General features: G+C 56.8%; 16 protein-coding genes. 7 read left to right on the top strand and 9 right to left on the bottom strand.

What is annotated here, in order from left to right:
• The first annotated feature begins 181 nt into the window (after positions 1-181).
• Complete coding sequence (typA, locus tag AC3WS9_RS22210) at positions 182-2005, top strand: ribosome-dependent GTPase TypA (protein WP_282492205.1); 1824 nt, start codon at positions 182-184, stop codon at positions 2003-2005.
• Positions 2006-2067: 62 nt separating this feature from the next.
• Here the strand turns inward: typA and AC3WS9_RS22205 are convergent, their stop codons facing one another.
• From AC3WS9_RS22205 to yihU, 8 genes are read right to left on the bottom strand one after another with little or no spacing between them, the layout of a single operon-like run.
• A complete protein-coding gene (locus tag AC3WS9_RS22205; protein WP_324723242.1) occupies positions 2068-3495 on the bottom strand; it encodes an MFS transporter in 1428 nt (475 codons plus the stop codon).
• Positions 3496-3504: 9 nt separating this feature from the next.
• The gene (locus tag AC3WS9_RS22200) at positions 3505-4881 is read right to left on the bottom strand and encodes an MFS transporter (protein ID WP_492490356.1); all 1377 of its coding nucleotides are present in this window, start codon (positions 4879-4881) and stop codon (positions 3505-3507) included.
• Between the two features lie 25 nt (positions 4882-4906).
• A complete protein-coding gene (locus tag AC3WS9_RS22195; RefSeq protein WP_285148633.1) occupies positions 4907-5779 on the bottom strand; it encodes a sulfite exporter TauE/SafE family protein in 873 nt (290 codons plus the stop codon).
• Positions 5780-5793: 14 nt separating this feature from the next.
• Positions 5794-7821: an alpha-glucosidase gene (locus AC3WS9_RS22190; protein WP_492490273.1), complete on the bottom strand. Its 2028-nt coding sequence runs from the start codon at positions 7819-7821 to the stop codon at positions 5794-5796.
• A gap of 38 nt (positions 7822-7859) precedes the next feature.
• Entirely contained in the window at positions 7860-8729 is an 870-nt protein-coding gene (locus AC3WS9_RS22185; protein ID WP_492490272.1) for an aldose-1-epimerase, read from the bottom strand.
• A 15-nt stretch (positions 8730-8744) separates the two neighbouring features.
• A complete protein-coding gene (yihS, locus tag AC3WS9_RS22180; protein WP_282492199.1) occupies positions 8745-9986 on the bottom strand; it encodes a sulfoquinovose isomerase in 1242 nt (413 codons plus the stop codon).
• A 15-nt stretch (positions 9987-10001) separates the two neighbouring features.
• Entirely contained in the window at positions 10002-10877 is an 876-nt protein-coding gene (gene yihT, locus AC3WS9_RS22175) for a sulfofructosephosphate aldolase (RefSeq protein WP_285146446.1), read from the bottom strand.
• A gap of 16 nt (positions 10878-10893) precedes the next feature.
• On the bottom strand, positions 10894-11784 hold the full coding sequence (gene yihU / locus AC3WS9_RS22170) for a sulfolactaldehyde 3-reductase (protein WP_492490271.1): 891 nt from the start codon (positions 11782-11784) through the stop codon (positions 10894-10896).
• Between the two features lie 159 nt (positions 11785-11943).
• Between yihU and AC3WS9_RS22165 the strand changes: the two genes are divergently transcribed.
• The 6 genes from AC3WS9_RS22165 (at position 11944) to fabY (ending at position 16692) form a co-directional block, all read left to right on the top strand.
• Positions 11944-12840: a sugar kinase gene (locus AC3WS9_RS22165; RefSeq protein WP_285154585.1), complete on the top strand. Its 897-nt coding sequence runs from the start codon at positions 11944-11946 to the stop codon at positions 12838-12840.
• A 34-nt stretch (positions 12841-12874) separates the two neighbouring features.
• The gene (locus AC3WS9_RS22160) at positions 12875-13675 is read left to right on the top strand and encodes a DeoR/GlpR family DNA-binding transcription regulator (protein WP_285146449.1); all 801 of its coding nucleotides are present in this window, start codon (positions 12875-12877) and stop codon (positions 13673-13675) included.
• 131 nt (positions 13676-13806) lie between these two features.
• Positions 13807-14406, top strand: coding sequence for a glucose-1-phosphatase (yihX, locus tag AC3WS9_RS22155; RefSeq protein ID WP_285146450.1), 600 nt, complete (start codon positions 13807-13809; stop codon positions 14404-14406).
• Complete coding sequence (locus tag AC3WS9_RS22150) at positions 14400-15272, top strand: virulence factor BrkB family protein (RefSeq protein ID WP_282492193.1); 873 nt, start codon at positions 14400-14402, stop codon at positions 15270-15272. Before yihX ends, AC3WS9_RS22150 begins: the two co-directional genes overlap by 7 nt.
• Complete coding sequence (dtd, locus tag AC3WS9_RS22145) at positions 15269-15706, top strand: D-aminoacyl-tRNA deacylase (RefSeq protein ID WP_492490270.1); 438 nt, start codon at positions 15269-15271, stop codon at positions 15704-15706. The genes AC3WS9_RS22150 and dtd overlap by 4 nt, the downstream gene beginning before the upstream one ends.
• Positions 15707-15750: 44 nt before the next feature.
• Positions 15751-16692, top strand: a complete 942-nt coding sequence (gene fabY, locus AC3WS9_RS22140; RefSeq protein WP_282492190.1) for a fatty acid biosynthesis protein FabY — start codon at positions 15751-15753, stop codon at positions 16690-16692.
• A 9-nt stretch (positions 16693-16701) separates the two neighbouring features.
• Here fabY and AC3WS9_RS22135 read toward each other — a convergent pair whose 3' ends face one another.
• Entirely contained in the window at positions 16702-17625 is a 924-nt protein-coding gene (locus tag AC3WS9_RS22135) for an alpha/beta hydrolase (protein WP_492490269.1), read from the bottom strand.
• Between the last annotated feature and the right edge of the window lie 12 nt (positions 17626-17637).

The following is a 17637-nucleotide window of genomic DNA, read 5'->3' as shown; positions in this document are numbered from 1 at the left end:
GTGTGAACATTGAGCACCATATTGGTGCAATTTTCGTTAAAGTGCGCTTTTTACGCTGCGTGAAAGCGGTCACAAAGCAACTCTGCGATACTTGTTTGCGGAGGATGTTTGTGATCCTGTTTAGTCCTGCGATTAATCCGTGTACAATAACGCGCTATTTCTAAATGCCTGAGGCAAAGTTGTGATCGAAAATCTGCGTAATATCGCCATCATCGCGCACGTTGACCATGGTAAAACTACCCTGGTTGACAAGCTGCTGCAGCAATCCGGTACCTTCAGTAATGAACGTGCTGAAGCCACCGAACGCGTGATGGACTCCAACGATTTGGAGAAAGAGCGTGGGATTACCATCCTCGCTAAAAACACCGCTATCAAATGGAATGACTACCGTATCAACATCGTTGATACCCCTGGGCACGCCGACTTCGGTGGTGAAGTTGAACGTGTAATGTCCATGGTAGACTCCGTTCTGCTGGTCGTTGACGCAATGGATGGCCCAATGCCGCAGACGCGCTTCGTAACCAAAAAGGCATTTGCCCATGGTTTGAAGCCAATCGTGGTTATCAACAAAGTTGACCGTCCTGGCGCGCGTCCTGACTGGGTTGTGGATCAGGTCTTCGACCTGTTCGTGAACCTGGACGCAAGCGACGAGCAGCTCGACTTCCCAATCATCTATGCATCAGCACTGATGGGTATCGCGGGTAACGATCACAATGAGATGGCGGAAGACATGACTCCGCTGTACCAGGCGATTGTTGACCACGTTAAAGCACCAAGCGTTGACCTCGATGGTCCGTTCCAGATGCAGATCTCCCAGCTGGACTACAACAACTACGTTGGCGTTATCGGCATCGGTCGTATCAAGCGCGGTAAAGTGAAGCCTAACCAGCAAGTCACTGTCATCGACAGCGAAGGTAAAACTCGTAACGGTAAAGTCGGTAAAGTACTGACTCACCTCGGTCTGGAGCGTATTGAATCCACCGAAGCCGAAGCGGGCGACATCATCGCGATCACCGGTCTGGGCGAGCTGAACATCTCCGACACCCTTTGCGATCCGCAAAACGTCGAAGCGCTGCCAGCCCTGTCTGTTGATGAACCAACCGTTACCATGTTCTTCAACGTCAACACCTCTCCGTTCTGTGGCAAAGAAGGTAAATACGTTACCTCTCGTCAGATCCTTGACCGCCTGAACAAAGAGCTGGTGCACAACGTGGCACTGCGTGTTGAAGAAACCGAAGATGCGGACGCGTTCCGTGTATCCGGTCGTGGCGAGCTGCACCTGTCTGTTCTTATCGAAAACATGCGTCGTGAAGGCTTCGAACTGGCTGTGTCCCGTCCGAAAGTTATCAACCGTATGATCGATGGCCGTATGCAAGAGCCGTTCGAGAACGTGACGCTGGATATCGAAGAACAGCACCAGGGTTCTGTGATGCAGGCAATGGGCGAGCGTAAGGGCGATGTCAAAGACATGATCCCTGACGGCAAAGGCCGTATTCGTCTGGATTACCTGATCCCGGCACGTGGCCTGATCGGCTTCCGTACCGAGTTCATGACCATGACCTCCGGTACTGGTCTGCTGTACTCCACTTTCAGCCACTACGATGACGTTAAACCGGGTGAAATCGGTCAGCGCCAGAACGGCGTGCTGATCTCTAACGGCCAGGGTAAAGCAGTTGCGTTCGCACTGTTCAGCCTGCAGGACCGCGGTAAGCTGTTCCTGGGTCACGGTGCAGAAGTTTACGAAGGCCAGATCATCGGTATTCACAGTCGTTCTAACGACCTGACTGTAAACTGCCTGACCGGTAAGAAACTGACCAACATGCGTGCTTCCGGTACTGACGAAGCCACCACGCTGGTTCCAGCACAGAAAATGTCTCTTGAGCAGGCTCTGGAATTTATCGATGACGACGAACTGGTAGAAGTTACCCCTACCTCCGTACGTATCCGTAAACGTCACCTGACTGAGAACGACCGTAAACGTGCGGGCCGTGGCAGCAAAGACTAATACGATGCCTCTCTGAGGTGCGTAATGCGAAAAGCCGCTGATATTCAGCGGCTTTTTTTATGTCAGTATAAGGTCACAGTAGACGGTTTATTGTTTGCCGGGGCATCGGGTTGCGGTTCCGGCGGTTGTTTCCGTTTTCCTATCTCTTCAATAATAAACGCGAAGCGTTGCTCGTTGAGCTTATAAAACAGTCCCATGGTGATGGCGGCGATAATCGCCAGCCCGCACGGCCAAAGAAAAATCAGCTGACGCAGGCCAAGCAGGGTGCCTGCACTTTGTACCGCGTGCGGGATATAACCGATTTGCGTGAGCATAATCCCAGGTAAGAATCCGGCGAGCGCCGCCGAAATCTTGCGCGAAAAGGTATAGCCGGTATAGACCGAGCCTTCGGCGCGGATCCCCGTCTTCCACTCCCCATACTCAACGGTATCCGGCACCAGCGCCCAGTTCAGGCTGTTCACGAAAGCCGTGCCGAAAAACGCCATACAGGAAAACAGTACGAACGTTAGCGAGCTGCTTCCCCAGACAAAGTTCAGCACATCGCCCACCGCCCACAGGGTCAGCCCACCCAAATACACCTGCTTTTTGCCAAAGCGTTTCACTGCGCCCGGCACCATAAGTACGCCCACCAGAATGCAGCCCATGCTGAAAAAACCCATCCACGACAAGAGATGAATATCGTTAAGCACGTACTGGGTGTAATAGACCTGGATAGCGAGTTTGATGTTAAAAGCCGCCAGTGTGCAGAGATTGGCGATGCACAGCACCAGCAGCGGGGGATTGCGGAAAATCGCATAAAACGATTTCATGATCCCAGGCTTATGGTGCTCGGGCGTGATGTCGACGTAACGCTCTTGCACGCCGCTGTAGCAATACCACATGCAGAACAGCCCGGTAGTCACGAAGAGCAACGCGGCCACCAGATACCCCAGCGACGTCTGGCTGGCAAACAGCGCCTGTATGGGCATAAAGCCCACCGTACACAGCAGCAGCCCCACCGTGGCTCCGCCCTGACGCCAGGCCGCAAGATGCGCGCGCTCGTTCGGGTTTTTGGTGATCGCCGGAACCATCGCCCCGTACGAGCAGTTCATCAGGCTGTAGAACAGGCCGAAGAGCATAAATAACACGGTGGCGATGGCCGTTTTGACCGTCAGGCTGAAATCATTGGCGATGAACTGTGCCGTCGCGACCAGCGCGACCGGAACGGAGGCGTACAGAATAAAGGGGCGGAATTTCCCCCGTGCGCCGATATGGCGCCGTGAATCCAGCAGCACACCGGTCAGCATGTCGGTGAAGGCGGTGAAGAACTTCGCAACCAGAAAAATAATCCCACCGTAAAACGCCGGCATGCCCAGCTCATCCGTATAAAATTTCAGCAGGTACAGTGTGCCAATCGACAGAATCAGGTTCGAGCCAAAATCACCCATTCCATAGGCAAACTTCTCGCGCAGGCTCAGTTTCAGGGTTAACGGATCAGGGGTCTTAGTCATACGCGATCCTCATAGCGCCTTACGAAGCTCTATCTCTTCAACGATGCGCACATACAGCTTCTCGTTGAGGTTATAGAAGCAGCCCATGGCCACAATGGTGACGACGGCCAGAATGCACGGATAGATGAATATCAGCTGACGTAAGCCCTCGACGGTTCCGGGGGACTGAACCACGTTGGGCACATAGCCGATTTGCGTCAGCATCATGCCGGGGAAGAAACCGGCCAGTGCCTGCGACACCTTGCGAAAGAAGGTAAATCCGGTGTAAACCGTTCCTTCTGACCGCACGCCGGTTCGCCATTCGCCGTACTCCACCGTGTCCGACACCAGCGCCCAGTTCAGGCTATTCACAAATGCCGACCCGAAGAAGGCCAGACAGGAGAACGCGACAAAGCTGACCGGCCCGCCGCCGAAGAAGTAGTTCAGGAGATCGCCCGCCACCCAGATCAGCAGCCCGCCGATATAGACTTTTTTCTTGCCAAAGCGCCGCACCGCGCCGGGCATCATAAATACGCCGACAAAAATGCAGCCCATACTGAAGAAACCCATGTACGACAGCAAAATCGGGTCGTTGAGCACGTATTGCGTGTAGTAAACCTGAATCGCGAGTTTGACGTTGAATGCGCCTAAGGTGCACAGGTTGGCGATGCAGAGGATAAACAGTGGCCGGTTCCCGGCGATAGCCCGAAACGACTGGAGTAGGCCCGGTTTCTGCGCCATATGGGCGGGTTGCACTTCGACGTAGCGCTCCTTCACGCCCCGATAGCAGCACCACATGCAGAGCAATCCGCAGAGGGAAAACAGCGTGGCGGCAAAGATATACCCGGCCTGCGAGCTGCCTTCAATCAGGTTCATGACCGGCACAAAACCGACCGTGCAGAGCAGCAAGCCGAGCGTTGCCCCGCCCTGACGCCAGGCGGCGAGGGCGGCACGCTCATCGGGGTTCTTGGTGATCGCAGGCACCATCGCCCCGTAGGAGCAGTTCATCATGCTGAAAACCAACCCGTAGAGCATGAACAGCAGGGTTGCCATGACCGTTTTGCCGGTGATATCAAAAGGCGTGCCGACAAAGTTGGCGATGGCTAACAGCGTGACCGGAAACGCCGCGTACAGCACGAACGGACGGAATTTTCCCTTTGGCCCAATCTTGCGTCGCAAGTCGAGCATAATCCCGGTGCCCATGTCGGTAAACGCGGTAAAGAACTTGGCAATCAAAAAGATAATGCCGCCGTAGGTGCCCGGCAGCCCCAGCACGTCGGTGTAAAACTTCAGCAAATAGAGCGTGCCAATATCCAGCAGAATATTGGAACCCAGATCGCCCATTCCATAGGCCAGTTTCTCTTTAAACGGTAAACGCAGACTGGCCGGATTGCCGTTTTCGGTCATTGACTGACTCATCGTCTCTTCTCCGCTAACTCTGACTGGCGGCGCGAATGGCGGCCACTTTTTTGCCAAACAGGATCTGCAGTACCAGCAGCAAACCAAACACCGGCAGTAACGCACTCAGCGTGGAGATGCCCGTGGCGCCTTTGATCAGCATCGCGCCCGAGGCAATCAGCAGTAAAAAGACCATCACCCGGAAGACGTTAACGGAGATCCGCTTGTGCACGTACTGGCCCACCAGCGACCCCAGGATCATGGTCGGCACGCAGAACAGCACCAGCTTGATGGTCGACACTGTCAAAATACCGCTGGTGGTCAGCCCGCCAATAATGGCGATGTTGTTGGCGGTAAAGAACGCGTTCAGGGTGCCGCGGAACGCCGCCGGAGCCAGATTGCGCAGCATGCCGTAAATCACCACCGGCGGCCCGTTGGTGGAGAAGGCTGAACCCAGCGCACCGGCAATCACGCCAATCGGCATAGCGATCCAGTTTTTGTCATACACCGGCAGACGCGGAATAAACAGGCTGTAGAAGGAGTAGAGGATCAGGAAACCGCCGAGACCGATTTTCATGATGTGATCGGGCAGATAAGAGAGCGCGTAAATGCCGACCGGGATCCCGGCAAAGGAGAACAGAATCAGCACCAGCGCTGATTTCCACTGCGTCTCTTTGCGCGAGAGCCAGGTGGCGTACAGCGCCGTCGCCGTGCCGACAATCACCGACATCGGTGCCGCCATTTTCAGCGGCAGGAGCAGGGTAATCAGCGGCATGGTGGTCAGCGCGCCGCCGAAACCGGCGCAGATCCCAACGAAGGTGTACATAAACATAATGGCAATCACGATAGCCATCACGCCGTAATCCAGAGGCACACCGTCTGGGGTAAACAGAGTAAAGAAGTCCATGTTCTTTCCTTGAATTACAGAGCGATAAGCTGGTCGAACAGCTTGCGCCATTCGCTGTTAGCCCGATAAAAGACCGGCGGCTGCCCCAGTGGTGCCTGCACCGTCACCTCTCCGCCGGTGTACTCTTCTCCCGTCCAGGCGTGGATCCAGCTGTCCTGCGGAAGATAAAGCGTCCAGTCGCGGCGACCCTCTTCATGCACGGGCGCGACCAGCAGATCGCGGCCAAACAGATACTGATATTTCAGGGAATAGGTTTGCGCGTCATCCTCGTAATGCATGAACAGCGGGCGCATCACCGGCAGGCCGCGTTTCGCGTTCTGCGCCACGGCGTCTTTGATGTAGGGCTTCAGGGTGGTGAAGATGGATGTCATACGGGCGAAGTGAGCGATAGTTTCTGCGTCGCTGTCGAACTGCCAGTTATCGCCAGGGCGGTTCCCTTCATGGGTGCGCATCATCGGCGTGAAGGCGCTAAAATCGCACCAGCGCAGTAGCAACTCTTTGCTGCGTTTCATCTCGAACAGGGTGGTATACCCGCCGATATCGCTGTGATGCAGACCGTGCCCGGTCATCGCCAGCGATAGCGCCGCCGGAACCACCGACGCCAGGCCGTCGTCCAGACTCCAGTCCACGTTCTGATCGCCCGCCCACATCATCACAGAATGCTTCTGACTCCCGGTGTAACCCGCGCGCATAAAGAACAGGATCTCGCCGAGTTTGCCGGTCTCTTCCAGCGCCTCGTAATTGCACTTCGCCCACAGGGCAGGCCAGGCGTTATGCATGATCTCGGCGCTCACGCCGTTGTGCAGGAAGGTGTCGGTAGGCAGATACTCGCCAAAGTCCGCCATCCATCCGCCGCAGCCGAGCTCGATCAGGTTGCGTTTGATGACCTCTTTGTACCAGTCGTAGGCTTCCGGGTTGGTCAGGTCGATCACGCCCGCATAAAACTCGCCGAACTCGACGTGATAATCTTTGCCGTCGGCATCTTTGGTCAGATAGCCGCGTGTTGCTGCCTCTTCGCACAGATCTTTATCGCTGGCAACGTACGGGTTGATGTAGGAGAGGAACTGCACGCCTTCGCGTTTCCATTGCGGGATGCGCTCATCAAGCTGCGGATAAAGCTCGCAGTTCCATTTCCAGTTCCACATCACGCGCTTGCCGAACGAGGTCATGCGGATGCCGGACCAGTCCTGCGCCCAGATGCCGTTCACCTTCACGCCGCCGTTACGCATCGTATCGAGCTTCTGCTGGCACACCTCGGTGCCGCCCTGAACGCCCAGCGTCACGCCGTCGTAAACCCAGTCCGGCAGCTCCGGCTGGCGGCCCAGTAATCCGCTCAGTTTTTCCAGCAGATCGACATAGGTTTCAGCACAGTCGAAGCGCAGCGTGGCGTTATCTTCCCAGAACGCCAACTCGTGAAAATCAGGATCGCTGAAGTCGAAATTCATGTAGCAGCTGTTATCGACGTGGCAGTAATACTTTTGCGTGCTGACGAAGGTTGGCTGCGGGAAGAAGGTCCAGTAATAATCCCCGCCCGCATTCTCTTTGCAGTCGGCAAGCCAGGTGACGAGGGTCTGTTTGTTACGCCCCACGCCCTGTTCGCTGGTCCACAGCGGGAAAGGTTTGCCGCGCAGATCGAAATACGAAAACTGCTCGCCACAGCCGTAAATATGGTCCGCTGGCTGCGCCGCCAGTCTCAGCCAGATGCGGTTATGGCTGGGAAGCTCGTTTTTGAGTTTCAGCTCAAGGCGGCCCTGTTTATCCGTGCCGACCAGCAAGGTGGCGCTCACCGCATCCCCGCGGGTAAAACGAATCGTCCAGCCTGCACCTTGCGCTGTGACCGTCGCATCCGTCAGGGCAATCTTCTCGTTGAGTTTGTCTTTGATGCTGAAGTTGCCGCGAAACATCTCAATATCTGCCGCGCCCGAACCCATCCACAGGCAAGGCGATTGCGGCGTGTGGCACAGGATCAGGCGGTCCTGGAACGACAGGCTAAAACCATCGTCATGGGTTATCACTTTCACATCAGGGTATTGCGAAGTCATTTTGACCTCCGTTGTAGGGTAAGGGTTCTTTGTTTTAGTTATTCGCAGCCAATTTCAAAGCTCATCTGATGGGCGTCTCCCGGCCCGAGGACCACCAGCTCAACGCCTGAGTTAAAGGCATCCGGTGGACAGCTCATCGGTTCCACCGCAAGGCCTCTTCGTTCTAACTTTTCGCCGGAGTAAATCTGGATCCACGGCTGGCTCGAGCGCAGCCAGACGGCTAGCGCGCTTTGCGGGTCCGTTAACCTGACTTCCCAGCGAGACCCGGCGTCCAGCGGGTGAAAGGTGTGGTCGATCTGCGTCGAGCCGATGGTGCGCGGTGCCTGGAAATCCAGTTCCCTGACCGCGCCGCGCGTTGATGTCGGAACGTCAAAAATCTCGCAGGCGGGCAGCTGCAACTCGCAGCGGTCGATAGGCTGCTGATTGCAGGTCAGATAGGGGTGAACGCCTGCGCCATAAGGCGCAGCACGATCTCCGATATTTTTGCTGAGAATACGGGCGCTCAGGCCCGCAGACTCATCCAGCTGGTAAGTGATCTCAGCGGCAAGCATAAAAGGGTAGCCGTAGGTCGGCGGCAAAAAGGCCGTCAGCGTAACGCCTGAAGGCGTCTGCCCGGCAATCTGCCAGTTCTGCCACGCCAGCAGCCCGTGGATCGCCGTATTCGAGGCGCGATCGTTGATGGCAGGCGTCAGCGTTTGACCGTCGAACGTATAGCGGCCATCCGTGATGCGATTAGGCCAGGGAATCAACACTTTCCCCAGATGGGCTAACGGCATCTCTTCCGGCGCGTGCGGGATCACAAGGTGACGCCCACGATGCGTCAGGGAAGCCAGCCCAGCGCCCACGGTGACGATTTCAGCCCGGTAATCGCCCGCATTCAGGACGAGGGTTTTGCCACTTTTATGCATGCCCTTCTCCTGGAATTACTTCGCGTTGCAGTCCAGCAGCCCGGCCGCGACGGCAGGGGCAAGCCCCGGAGCGAGCGGCAGACGCGGGATCACCAGGCAGTGCAGCAGATGGTAAATATCCTGCTTGCCGTCCCAGACTTTGGTGGTCACTTCGTTGTTGGTATCCAGCTCCTGCCACCACGAGCCATTTTCGTAGTCCATCAGGTACTTGATGCAGTACTCCCACCAGGTCTGATACCAGGCTTCATACTGCGGATCGCCGGTGACGGTATAGAGCGCGTAGGCTGTTCCCATGGCTTCGACGATCGGCCAGCGCACGCGTTCGCGGACGATAGGTTTTCCGTCCCAGTCGACGGTGTAGACGATCCCATCCGCGCCGTCCGGTGCCCAGGCGTCACGAATGGTGGCGTGGAAAAGGCCTTTCGCATCTTCCAGCAGCCATTCCGGCGGGGTTTCAAAGCGTGCTTCCAGCGCTGCACGCAGATGTAGCATCAGGCGGCCCCACTCGATCCAGTGGCCCGGCGTGCCGCCGTAAGCGCGGAAACGGTGCGCCGGATTGTCTTTGTTGTAATCGCGAATCGGGTTCCAGTCGGTGTCGAAATGTTCGTTAACGCGATACTCCCCTTTGCGGGCGACATCGTGAATAATCACCGAGGCAACGCGCAGGGCGCGGTCCAGCCATTTGCGGTCGTGGGTCACGTCGTAGACAATCAGGAAGGCTTCAACGGCGTGCATATTGGCGTTGCCGCCTCGGTAATCCTCGGTTTTGCTGAAGGCTTCATCCCAGGATTCCAGGCACATCTGCTCCTGTTCGCTCCAGAAATATTTCTCGATCACCTCGATGGCGTCATCCAGCAGCTGGCGCGCTTGCGGATGGCCCGTCGTTACGGCGCTGGCCGCACCGAGTAACACGAAGAAGTGCTGATAGCCCTGCTTGGAGGCATCGATAACGCCTTCGTCGTTCACGCAGGCGTACCAGCCGCCGTACTCTTTATCGCGCAGCGCACCGTTCAGGGCGTTAATCCCGTGCTCCACCAGGGCATATGCGCCAGGGCGGCCCATCGCGGCGGCCACGGCGTAGACGTGCAGCATGCGAGCGGTGATCCACAGATGCGTCCCCATATCCGTTTTCACCTGCCCGGTGTTACCCAGCCAGCCAAAACCGGTCGGGACGGCGGCGTTCTTGCCAAAATCAAAAATGCGATCGGTCTCTTGTTCCAGCCAGCGGTTGTGGCTCAGTGTGTTAAACCATTTCATTGTTCAATCCCTCTTTCAGCGATTTGCCATCATTTCGTCAACAATCTCACCCAAACGCTGCAGTTTCGGCACAGAAACATCGCGCAGCATCAGCTCCGTGTCCGGCAGACCCACCACGGACGACCACACGGCGCGACCAGCCAGGAAGCCGGAGGCACCCGCCTGCATCGCCACGCGTACGGCGCGCGGGAAGAGTTTGTCATCAACGCCGGAAGAGAGGATCACCCACGGCATCGCGATCTGCTCATTCAGCTTTTGCGAGGCGGCCAGCAGCTCTTGCTGCGTGCCTTTGCCGAACAGCGGCATTTCGACTTTGTAGAGATCGGCCCCGCTATCACCCAGCTCTTTCGCCGCATCGATGATGGCCTGCTCACGGTTGAATGCCGCGCTGCGGCGCGGTGGGCGCACCACCGGTTCGATGATGCTGAGCAGCCCCTGGCTGTGACACAGCTGATTAAATGCTTTCACCATCTCGAGGCGCTGCTGAGGATCTTCATCGCTGCGCCACAACACCAGCAGTTTCAACGCTTTGCCGCCGTCGCGTCGTACCGCCTGGGCATCGATGCTTTTATCAATAACGACGCTGTCGACCGGAAGTCCGTTCCCCGGAATAAATTCATCGGCGGCGACAATCATCGCGCAGCTTTTGGCGACGGCGTGCTGCTCGACGATCTGGCGATAGCAAAACTGCTGATCGACCAGGATGGCCGAGGCATAAGGCGAGAGGATTTTTGCCGCGTTGACTTTGAAATCCGTTAAATGCTGGTCGGTGACCGGCAGTTTTTCGCCCGCAGCGGCAAACATCAGGCGCATCGCTTCACGCTGATCGACGGCCAGCATGGCGAAACCGCCGGAAGGTCGGGTGATATCTTTCAGGGTATAAGGGGTCATTCTTCAGTCCTTTTCATTAACGTGTGTGGTTCAGCCCGGCAGACGCCCGAACTTGCTCGAGAATCGCGGTCCAGTCTTCGCGGCCGCGTCCGGCGGCGCGCGCCTGGTTGTAAACTTCACGGGAAGCTGCCCCGAGCGGCATCGGGACGTGCAGCTGGTTAGCAACGTCCAGTGCAATCCCCAGATCTTTATGGGCAAGGTCGATCATGAACGCCGGGGAAAGATCGCCTTTCAGCACTTTGTTCGGCCAGGAGGTGGTGAAATGGCCTTTGCCGGCGGGCGTGCCGCTCATCACTTTCAGCGCCACGTCGAAAGAGAGCCCCAGGGCTTCGCACAGCACCGCGGTTTCTGCGGAAAGGGCGTTCAGGGCGATACTCATGTAGTTGTTGATGAGCTTGACGCGGATCCCCATGCCGGGACCGCCCGCGTTGATGAGTTCACTTCCCATCGCCATAAGCACCGGCGTCGCGCGCTCGACCTGCGAAGGCGTGCCGCCTGCCAGCAGCAGCAAGGTTCCGGCAATGGCATGGTCAGAGGTGCGGCCGACGGGCACATCCATCATGCTGAACCCGCGCTCCGCCATCTCTGCAATGAGCTTGTCTGTTTGCAGCGGGTGAATGGTCGACATATCAATGACCAGCGCCTCGCGAGATAACCCTTGGCAAACACCGTTTTCACCAAACAGAACCGCACGAACCAAATCGCCGTTGGGCAGCATGGTGATAACAAACTCGGCGTCGCTTGCTGCATCCGCGGGCGTCGTCGCCGCTTGCGCCCCCTTTGCGACCAGCGCCTGAACCGCCTCAGGATTCACATCAAATACCTGCAGCTGATGGCCCTGCTTAAGCAGATTGCTCGCCATCGGCGCGCCCATCTGCCCTAAACCTATAAATGCGATTGCTGACATTCCTCTCTCCTGCTTGTCACAAATTGTCAATTAGTGAGCGCTTGTGGTGTCTGTTTTTGATCGTATTTGTAATTTATAGTCAAAAAATAGACATGGGTCACTTTTTAAACATTTTGTGAAATTAAAATGAGAGGCATCAAAAACGCATAAGGAAAAACCATGACTCGAATCGTGTGTGTTGGCATCACCGTGCTGGATCGCATCTGGTATCTCAGTGATTTACCAAAGGAAGGCGGAAAGTATGTCGCGAATAACTATACGGAAGTGGGCGGTGGCCCGGCGGCGACGGCGGCAGTGGCCGCGGCAAAACTGGGCGCACAGGTGGACTTCATTGGCCGCGTGGGTGATGACGATACCGGCAACCGACTCCTCGCGGAGCTGGAGTCCCTGGGGGTCAACACCCGCTACACCCGCGTCGTGAAAGGGGCGCGCTCTTCGCAATCTGCGGTTTTGGTGGATGCCAGTGGCGAGCGCATTATTGCCAACTATCCCAGCCCGGATCTCCCGGCGGAGGCGGACTGGCTGCGCGAAATCGACTTCTCTCAATGGGACGTGGTGCTGGCGGATGTGCGCTGGCACGACGGGGCAAAGCAGGCTTTCACCTGCGCACGTGAGCAGGGCGTGACGACGGTGCTGGATGCGGATATCACGCCGCAGGATATCAGCGAGCTGGTGGCGTTAAGCGATCACGCGGCTTTCTCCGCACCGGGCCTGCAGCGCCTGACCAGCCTCTCTTCACCCTTCGACGCACTGAAAAAAGCACAAACGCTCACAAATGGACATGTTTACGTCACTCAGGGCAAAGAGGGCTGTTACTGGCTTGAGGCCGGGGAGCTTTGCCATCAGCCCGGTTTTAGCGTGGAAGTGGTGGATACCACGGGCGCGGGCGACGTTTTTCATGGCGCACTGGCGGTGAGTCTGGCGCAGAAAGCGCGGGTGGAAGAGGCGGTTCAGTTTGCCAGCGCCGTTGCTGCGCTGAAATGTACCCGTCCCGGCGGACGTGCTGGCATCCCTGACTGTGATCAAACCCGCTCTTTCTTGTCACTTTTTGTATAAAATGCGGGGCGTGATGGTATTTCGAGGACAGCCCATGAGCCTGACTGAACTGACCGGTAATCCGCGACACGATCAACTGCTGACGTTGATCGCCGATCGCGGCTACATGAACATTGATGAACTGGCGCAACTGCTGGATGTCTCCACGCAGACTGTGCGTCGGGATATCCGCAAACTCAGCGAGCAGGGCTTGATTACGCGCCATCACGGAGGCGCAGGCCGCGCCTCCAGCGTGGTCAATACAGCGTTTGAGCAGCGTGAAGTCTCGTTAACGGAAGAGAAGCGCGCCATCGCGGAAGCCATTGCCGACTATATCCCGGACGGCTCGACGATTTTTATCACCATCGGCACCACTGTGGAACACGTCGCGCGCGCGCTGCTCAATCACAATCATTTGCGCATCATTACCAACAGCCTGCGGGTGGCGCATATTTTGTATAAAAATCCGCGCTTTGAAGTCATGGTGCCGGGCGGCACGCTGCGCGCGCACAACGGCGGGATTATTGGTCCTGCCGCGACCGCGTTTGTCTCCGGTTTCCGGGCGGATTATCTGGTCACCAGCGTGGGGGCTATCGAGAGCGACGGGGCGATGATGGAGTTTGATGTCAACGAAGCCAGCGTCGTCAAAACGATGATCGCCCATTCGCGGCATGTCTTACTCGCGGCCGATCACACCAAATATCAGGCCTCGGCAGCCGTCGAAATTGGCAATGTTTCGCAGGTCACGGCGTTGTTCACCGACGAACTTCCTGGCTCTGGGCTGCAAAGCCTGCTGAAATCCAGCAAAGTCGAACTGGTCGAAGTCAGCTCCAGCGATGAACAGCAGGCCGGTTAACCCCTGCATTTCCATCCCCGGCGACTGATGCGTCGGGGAGTTTCCTCTCTTGCTCTAACCTGAATCTGGCGCATAGCCAAAGCCTCTCTTTCCCGCTACAGTTATTTCTCCACGGCGCGAAGGGGATAAACATGCTTTATATCTTTGACTTAGGAAATGTCATCGTCGATATCGATTTCAATCGAGTGCTGGGGGCATGGAGCGATTTTAGCCGTGTGCCGCTGGCGACGCTTAAGCAGAATTTCACTATGGGAGAGGCGTTCCATCAGCATGAGCGGGGTGAAATCAGCGATGAAGCCTTCGCTGAAGCCATGTGTCACGAGATGGACCTGCCTTTAAGTTACGAGCAGTTTGCTCACGGCTGGCAGGCGGTGTTTGTGGCGCTCCGCCCGGAGGTTGTCGACACCATGAACAAACTGCGCGAGCAGGGGCATCGCGTGGTCGTCCTGTCCAATACCAACCGTCTGCATACCACCTTCTGGCCTGACGAATACCCGCAAATCCAGGCCGCAGCGGACAAAATCTACCTGTCGCAGGAGATGGGCATGCGCAAACCCGAGGCGCGCATTTACCAGGCCGTCTTACAGGCCGAAGGTTTCTCCGCGTCCGATACGGTCTTTTTTGACGATAATGCCGATAATATAGAGGGAGCTAACCAGTTGGGTATCACGTCGATCCTGGTGACCGGGAAAGAGACGATACCGAACTACTTTGCGAAGCAGTTATGCTAAAAACCGTTCATCAAAAAGCCACTCATCATACGCGTCCGTTTCGGGCGTGGATCAAACTGCTCTGGCAGCGCATCGATGAGGACAACATGACCACGCTGGCGGGCAACCTCGCCTACGTGTCGTTGCTCTCACTGGTGCCGCTGGTGGCGGTGATTTTTGCCTTGTTCTCTGCCTTTCCGATGTTTGCCGACGTCAGCCTGCAGCTGCGGCATTTCGTTTTTGCCAACTTTATTCCCGCCACCGGAGATGTGATTCAGGGCTACATTGAGCAGTTCGTGGCGAACTCCAGCAAGATGACCGCCGTGGGCGCATGTGGCTTAATCGTCACGGCGCTGCTGCTGATGTACGCCATCGATAGCGCGCTGAACACCATCTGGCACAGTAAAAAGGCGCGGCCCAAAGTTTACTCTTTTGCCGTGTACTGGATGATCCTGACGCTGGGGCCGCTGCTGGCCGGGGCCAGTCTGGCGATCAGCTCTTATCTCCTGTCGTTACGCTGGGCGAGCGATTTAAACAGCGTGATTGACAACGTGTTACGCATCTTCCCGCTGATCCTCTCCTGGCTCTCTTTCTGGCTGCTTTACAGCGTGGTGCCGACCACGCGCGTGCCCAACCGGGACGCCATTGTCGGCGCGCTGGTAGCGGCGGTCCTCTTCGAGCTGGGCAAGAAAGGATTCGCGGTGTACATCACTATGTTCCCCTCGTATCAGCTGATTTATGGCGTGCTGGCGGTGATCCCGATTTTGTTTGTTTGGGTGTACTGGACCTGGTGTATCGTCTTGCTAGGTGCCGAAATAACTGTCACTCTCGGTGAATACCGCAAACTCAAACAAGCCGCAGAACAAGAAGAAGCAGACCAACCATGATTGCATTGATTCAGCGCGTAACCCGTGCCAGCGTCACCGTGGAGGATGAGGTGACGGGTGAAATTGGCCCAGGACTTTTGGTGTTGTTAGGTGTCGAAAGGGATGACGACGAACAAAAAGCAAACCGCCTGTGCGAGCGTGTGCTCGGGTATCGCATTTTCAGCGATGCCGAAGGGAAGATGAATCTCAACGTTCAGCAGGCGGGTGGCAGTGTGCTGGTGGTGTCGCAGTTCACCCTGGCCGCCGACACGGAGCGCGGCATGCGTCCGGGGTTCTCTAAAGGTGCCGCACCGGACCGCGCAGAAGCGCTTTACGAATACTTTGCTGAACGTTGTCGCCAACAGGAAATGAACACGCAAACCGGACGATTCGCTGCAGATATGCAGGTTTCGCTGGTGAACGATGGCCCCGTCACGTTCTGGCTCCAGGTATGAGCCAGCTGGCGGCATGGCCGCGGGTAACAAGAGAGAGTACAGCTATGTATCACCTTCGAGTACCGCAAACAGAAGAAGAATTAGAGGTTTACTATCACTTCCGCTGGGAAATGCTGCGTAAACCGTTGCATCAGCCAAAAGGCTCCGAGCGCGACGCCTGGGATGCGATGGCGCATCATCAGATGGTGGTGGACGAAGAGGGCAACCTGGTTGCCGTCGGGCGTTTGTATATCAATGCCGATAACGAAGCCTCGATCCGCTTTATGGCCGTGCACCCGTCCGTGCAGGACAAAGGGCTTGGCACCCTGATGGCGATGACGCTCGAATCCGTTGCCCGTCAGGAGGGCGTGAAACGCGTCACCTGTAGCGCCCGCGAAGATGCGGTGGAGTTTTTCTCCAAGCTCGGTTTCGTCAACGAAGGCGAAATCACCGCGCCGCAAACCACCCCGATTCGTCATTTTTTGATGATCAAACCCATCGCCACCCTCGACGATATTCTCCACCGCGCCGACTGGTGCGGCCAGCTGCAGCAGGCCTGGTATCAGCACATCCCGCTGAGCGAAAAGATGGGCGTGCGTATCCAGCAATACACCGGGCAAAAATTCATTACCACCATGCCGGAAATCGGCAATCAGAACCCGCACCATACCTTGTTCGCCGGTAGTCTGTTCTCCCTCGCCACCCTGACCGGCTGGGGGCTGATCTGGCTGATGCTGCGCGAGCGGCACCTCGGCGGCACCATTATTCTCGCCGACGCCCATATCCGCTACAGCAGCCCTATCAGCGGCAAACCGAGCGCAGTCGCGGACTTAGGCTCCCTCAGCGGCGATCTGGACCGCCTGGCGCGCGGACGAAAAGCGCGCGTGCAGATGCAGGTCGAGCTGTTTGGCGATGAATCCTCCGGCGCCATCTTCGAGGGTACTTACCTCGTGCTGCCAGCGAAGCCATTTGGTCCGTATGAAGAGGGTGGGAACGAGGAGGAATAATTCCTCCCGCTATTTCTCACGGCCTGGTGAATTCACTCGCCAGGCCACATCCCGCATTACATCCCGCGCCGACTGGCTGACTCCACCTAACTGAAAGAAACCATGAATAACCCCCGCCCAGCGCTGACATGTGCAGTTAACACTCTGCTCCGTCATACGTTGATAGAGTGCCTCGCCTTCATCGCAAAGCGGATCGAACTCGGCGGTGATGATATGCGTCTGGGGCAGCCCGTTGAGGTCGTCACGCCATAGCGGACTGACTTCGGGATGATGGCGGTCAGTTCCTGCAAGATAGAACTCATAACCACTGAGAAGCGTGTCGCGGGTAATGACATAGTCTGCCCCGTTGCGGGTATAGCTTTCATAATATGCCGTCGCGTCGAGCATCGGGTAGATCAGGAGCAACTGCGCAGGCTGCCATTCACCGCTCTCTTTTAGCCGCAACGCAGTCACCAGCGCCAGATGCCCGCCAGCGCTGTCACCGGCGAGGGTGATGTGATTTTTATCTGCACCAAACCGGTCGGCATATTGCCAGACCAGACGAGCCGCTTTTTCTGCATCGTCATGGGCGGCGGGGAAGGTGTGTTCTGGTGCCAGCCGATACTGCACGGCAACGACCCGACAGCGACTGTAATAAGCCAACTGACGCAACTGATTATCATGGGTTTCAAAGCCGCCGCTGATAAAGCATCCGCCGTGATAATAGATAAGTGTGGGCAGGGTTTCCTCGGCATCTAATGGCGAAAACACCCGGAACCTCAGCCCCTCCAGTTCAATAGTTCCCGTGTTAACACGAGTTTCCGTTTCACCTGCCAGCACTGTACTGGCGACATATCCCGCGCGACGGTCATCAATATTCTGCCCTCGCGAAGAGGGCCGCCCGGCGGCAATAAACTCCTGAACCAGCTCCGCAATCCCTTTTTCCAGTGCCATATTGGTTCCTTA

This window comes from Lelliottia sp. EB106-05-01-XG201, from assembly GCF_058791735.1.
This window is presented reverse-complemented; position numbering and strand designations above follow the sequence as displayed.

Coding starts and splice junctions, on each gene's coding strand:
- yihS (WP_282492199.1), bottom strand. CDS start 9,986: ATGAAATGGTTTAACACACTGAGCCACAACCGCTGGCTGGAACAAGAG.
- AC3WS9_RS22185 (WP_492490272.1), bottom strand. CDS start 8,729: ATGCATAAAAGTGGCAAAACCCTCGTCCTGAATGCGGGCGATTACCGG.
- AC3WS9_RS22200 (WP_492490356.1), bottom strand. CDS start 4,881: ATGACCGAAAACGGCAATCCGGCCAGTCTGCGTTTACCGTTTAAAGAG.
- yihT (WP_285146446.1), bottom strand. CDS start 10,877: ATGACCCCTTATACCCTGAAAGATATCACCCGACCTTCCGGCGGTTTC.
- AC3WS9_RS22150 (WP_282492193.1), top strand. CDS start 14,400: ATGCTAAAAACCGTTCATCAAAAAGCCACTCATCATACGCGTCCGTTT.
- dtd (WP_492490270.1), top strand. CDS start 15,269: ATGATTGCATTGATTCAGCGCGTAACCCGTGCCAGCGTCACCGTGGAG.
- yihX (WP_285146450.1), top strand. CDS start 13,807: ATGCTTTATATCTTTGACTTAGGAAATGTCATCGTCGATATCGATTTC.
- AC3WS9_RS22190 (WP_492490273.1), bottom strand. CDS start 7,821: ATGACTTCGCAATACCCTGATGTGAAAGTGATAACCCATGACGATGGT.
- fabY (WP_282492190.1), top strand. CDS start 15,751: ATGTATCACCTTCGAGTACCGCAAACAGAAGAAGAATTAGAGGTTTAC.
- AC3WS9_RS22135 (WP_492490269.1), bottom strand. CDS start 17,625: ATGGCACTGGAAAAAGGGATTGCGGAGCTGGTTCAGGAGTTTATTGCC.
- AC3WS9_RS22195 (WP_285148633.1), bottom strand. CDS start 5,779: ATGGACTTCTTTACTCTGTTTACCCCAGACGGTGTGCCTCTGGATTAC.
- AC3WS9_RS22160 (WP_285146449.1), top strand. CDS start 12,875: ATGAGCCTGACTGAACTGACCGGTAATCCGCGACACGATCAACTGCTG.
- AC3WS9_RS22165 (WP_285154585.1), top strand. CDS start 11,944: ATGACTCGAATCGTGTGTGTTGGCATCACCGTGCTGGATCGCATCTGG.
- yihU (WP_492490271.1), bottom strand. CDS start 11,784: ATGTCAGCAATCGCATTTATAGGTTTAGGGCAGATGGGCGCGCCGATG.
- AC3WS9_RS22205 (WP_324723242.1), bottom strand. CDS start 3,495: ATGACTAAGACCCCTGATCCGTTAACCCTGAAACTGAGCCTGCGCGAG.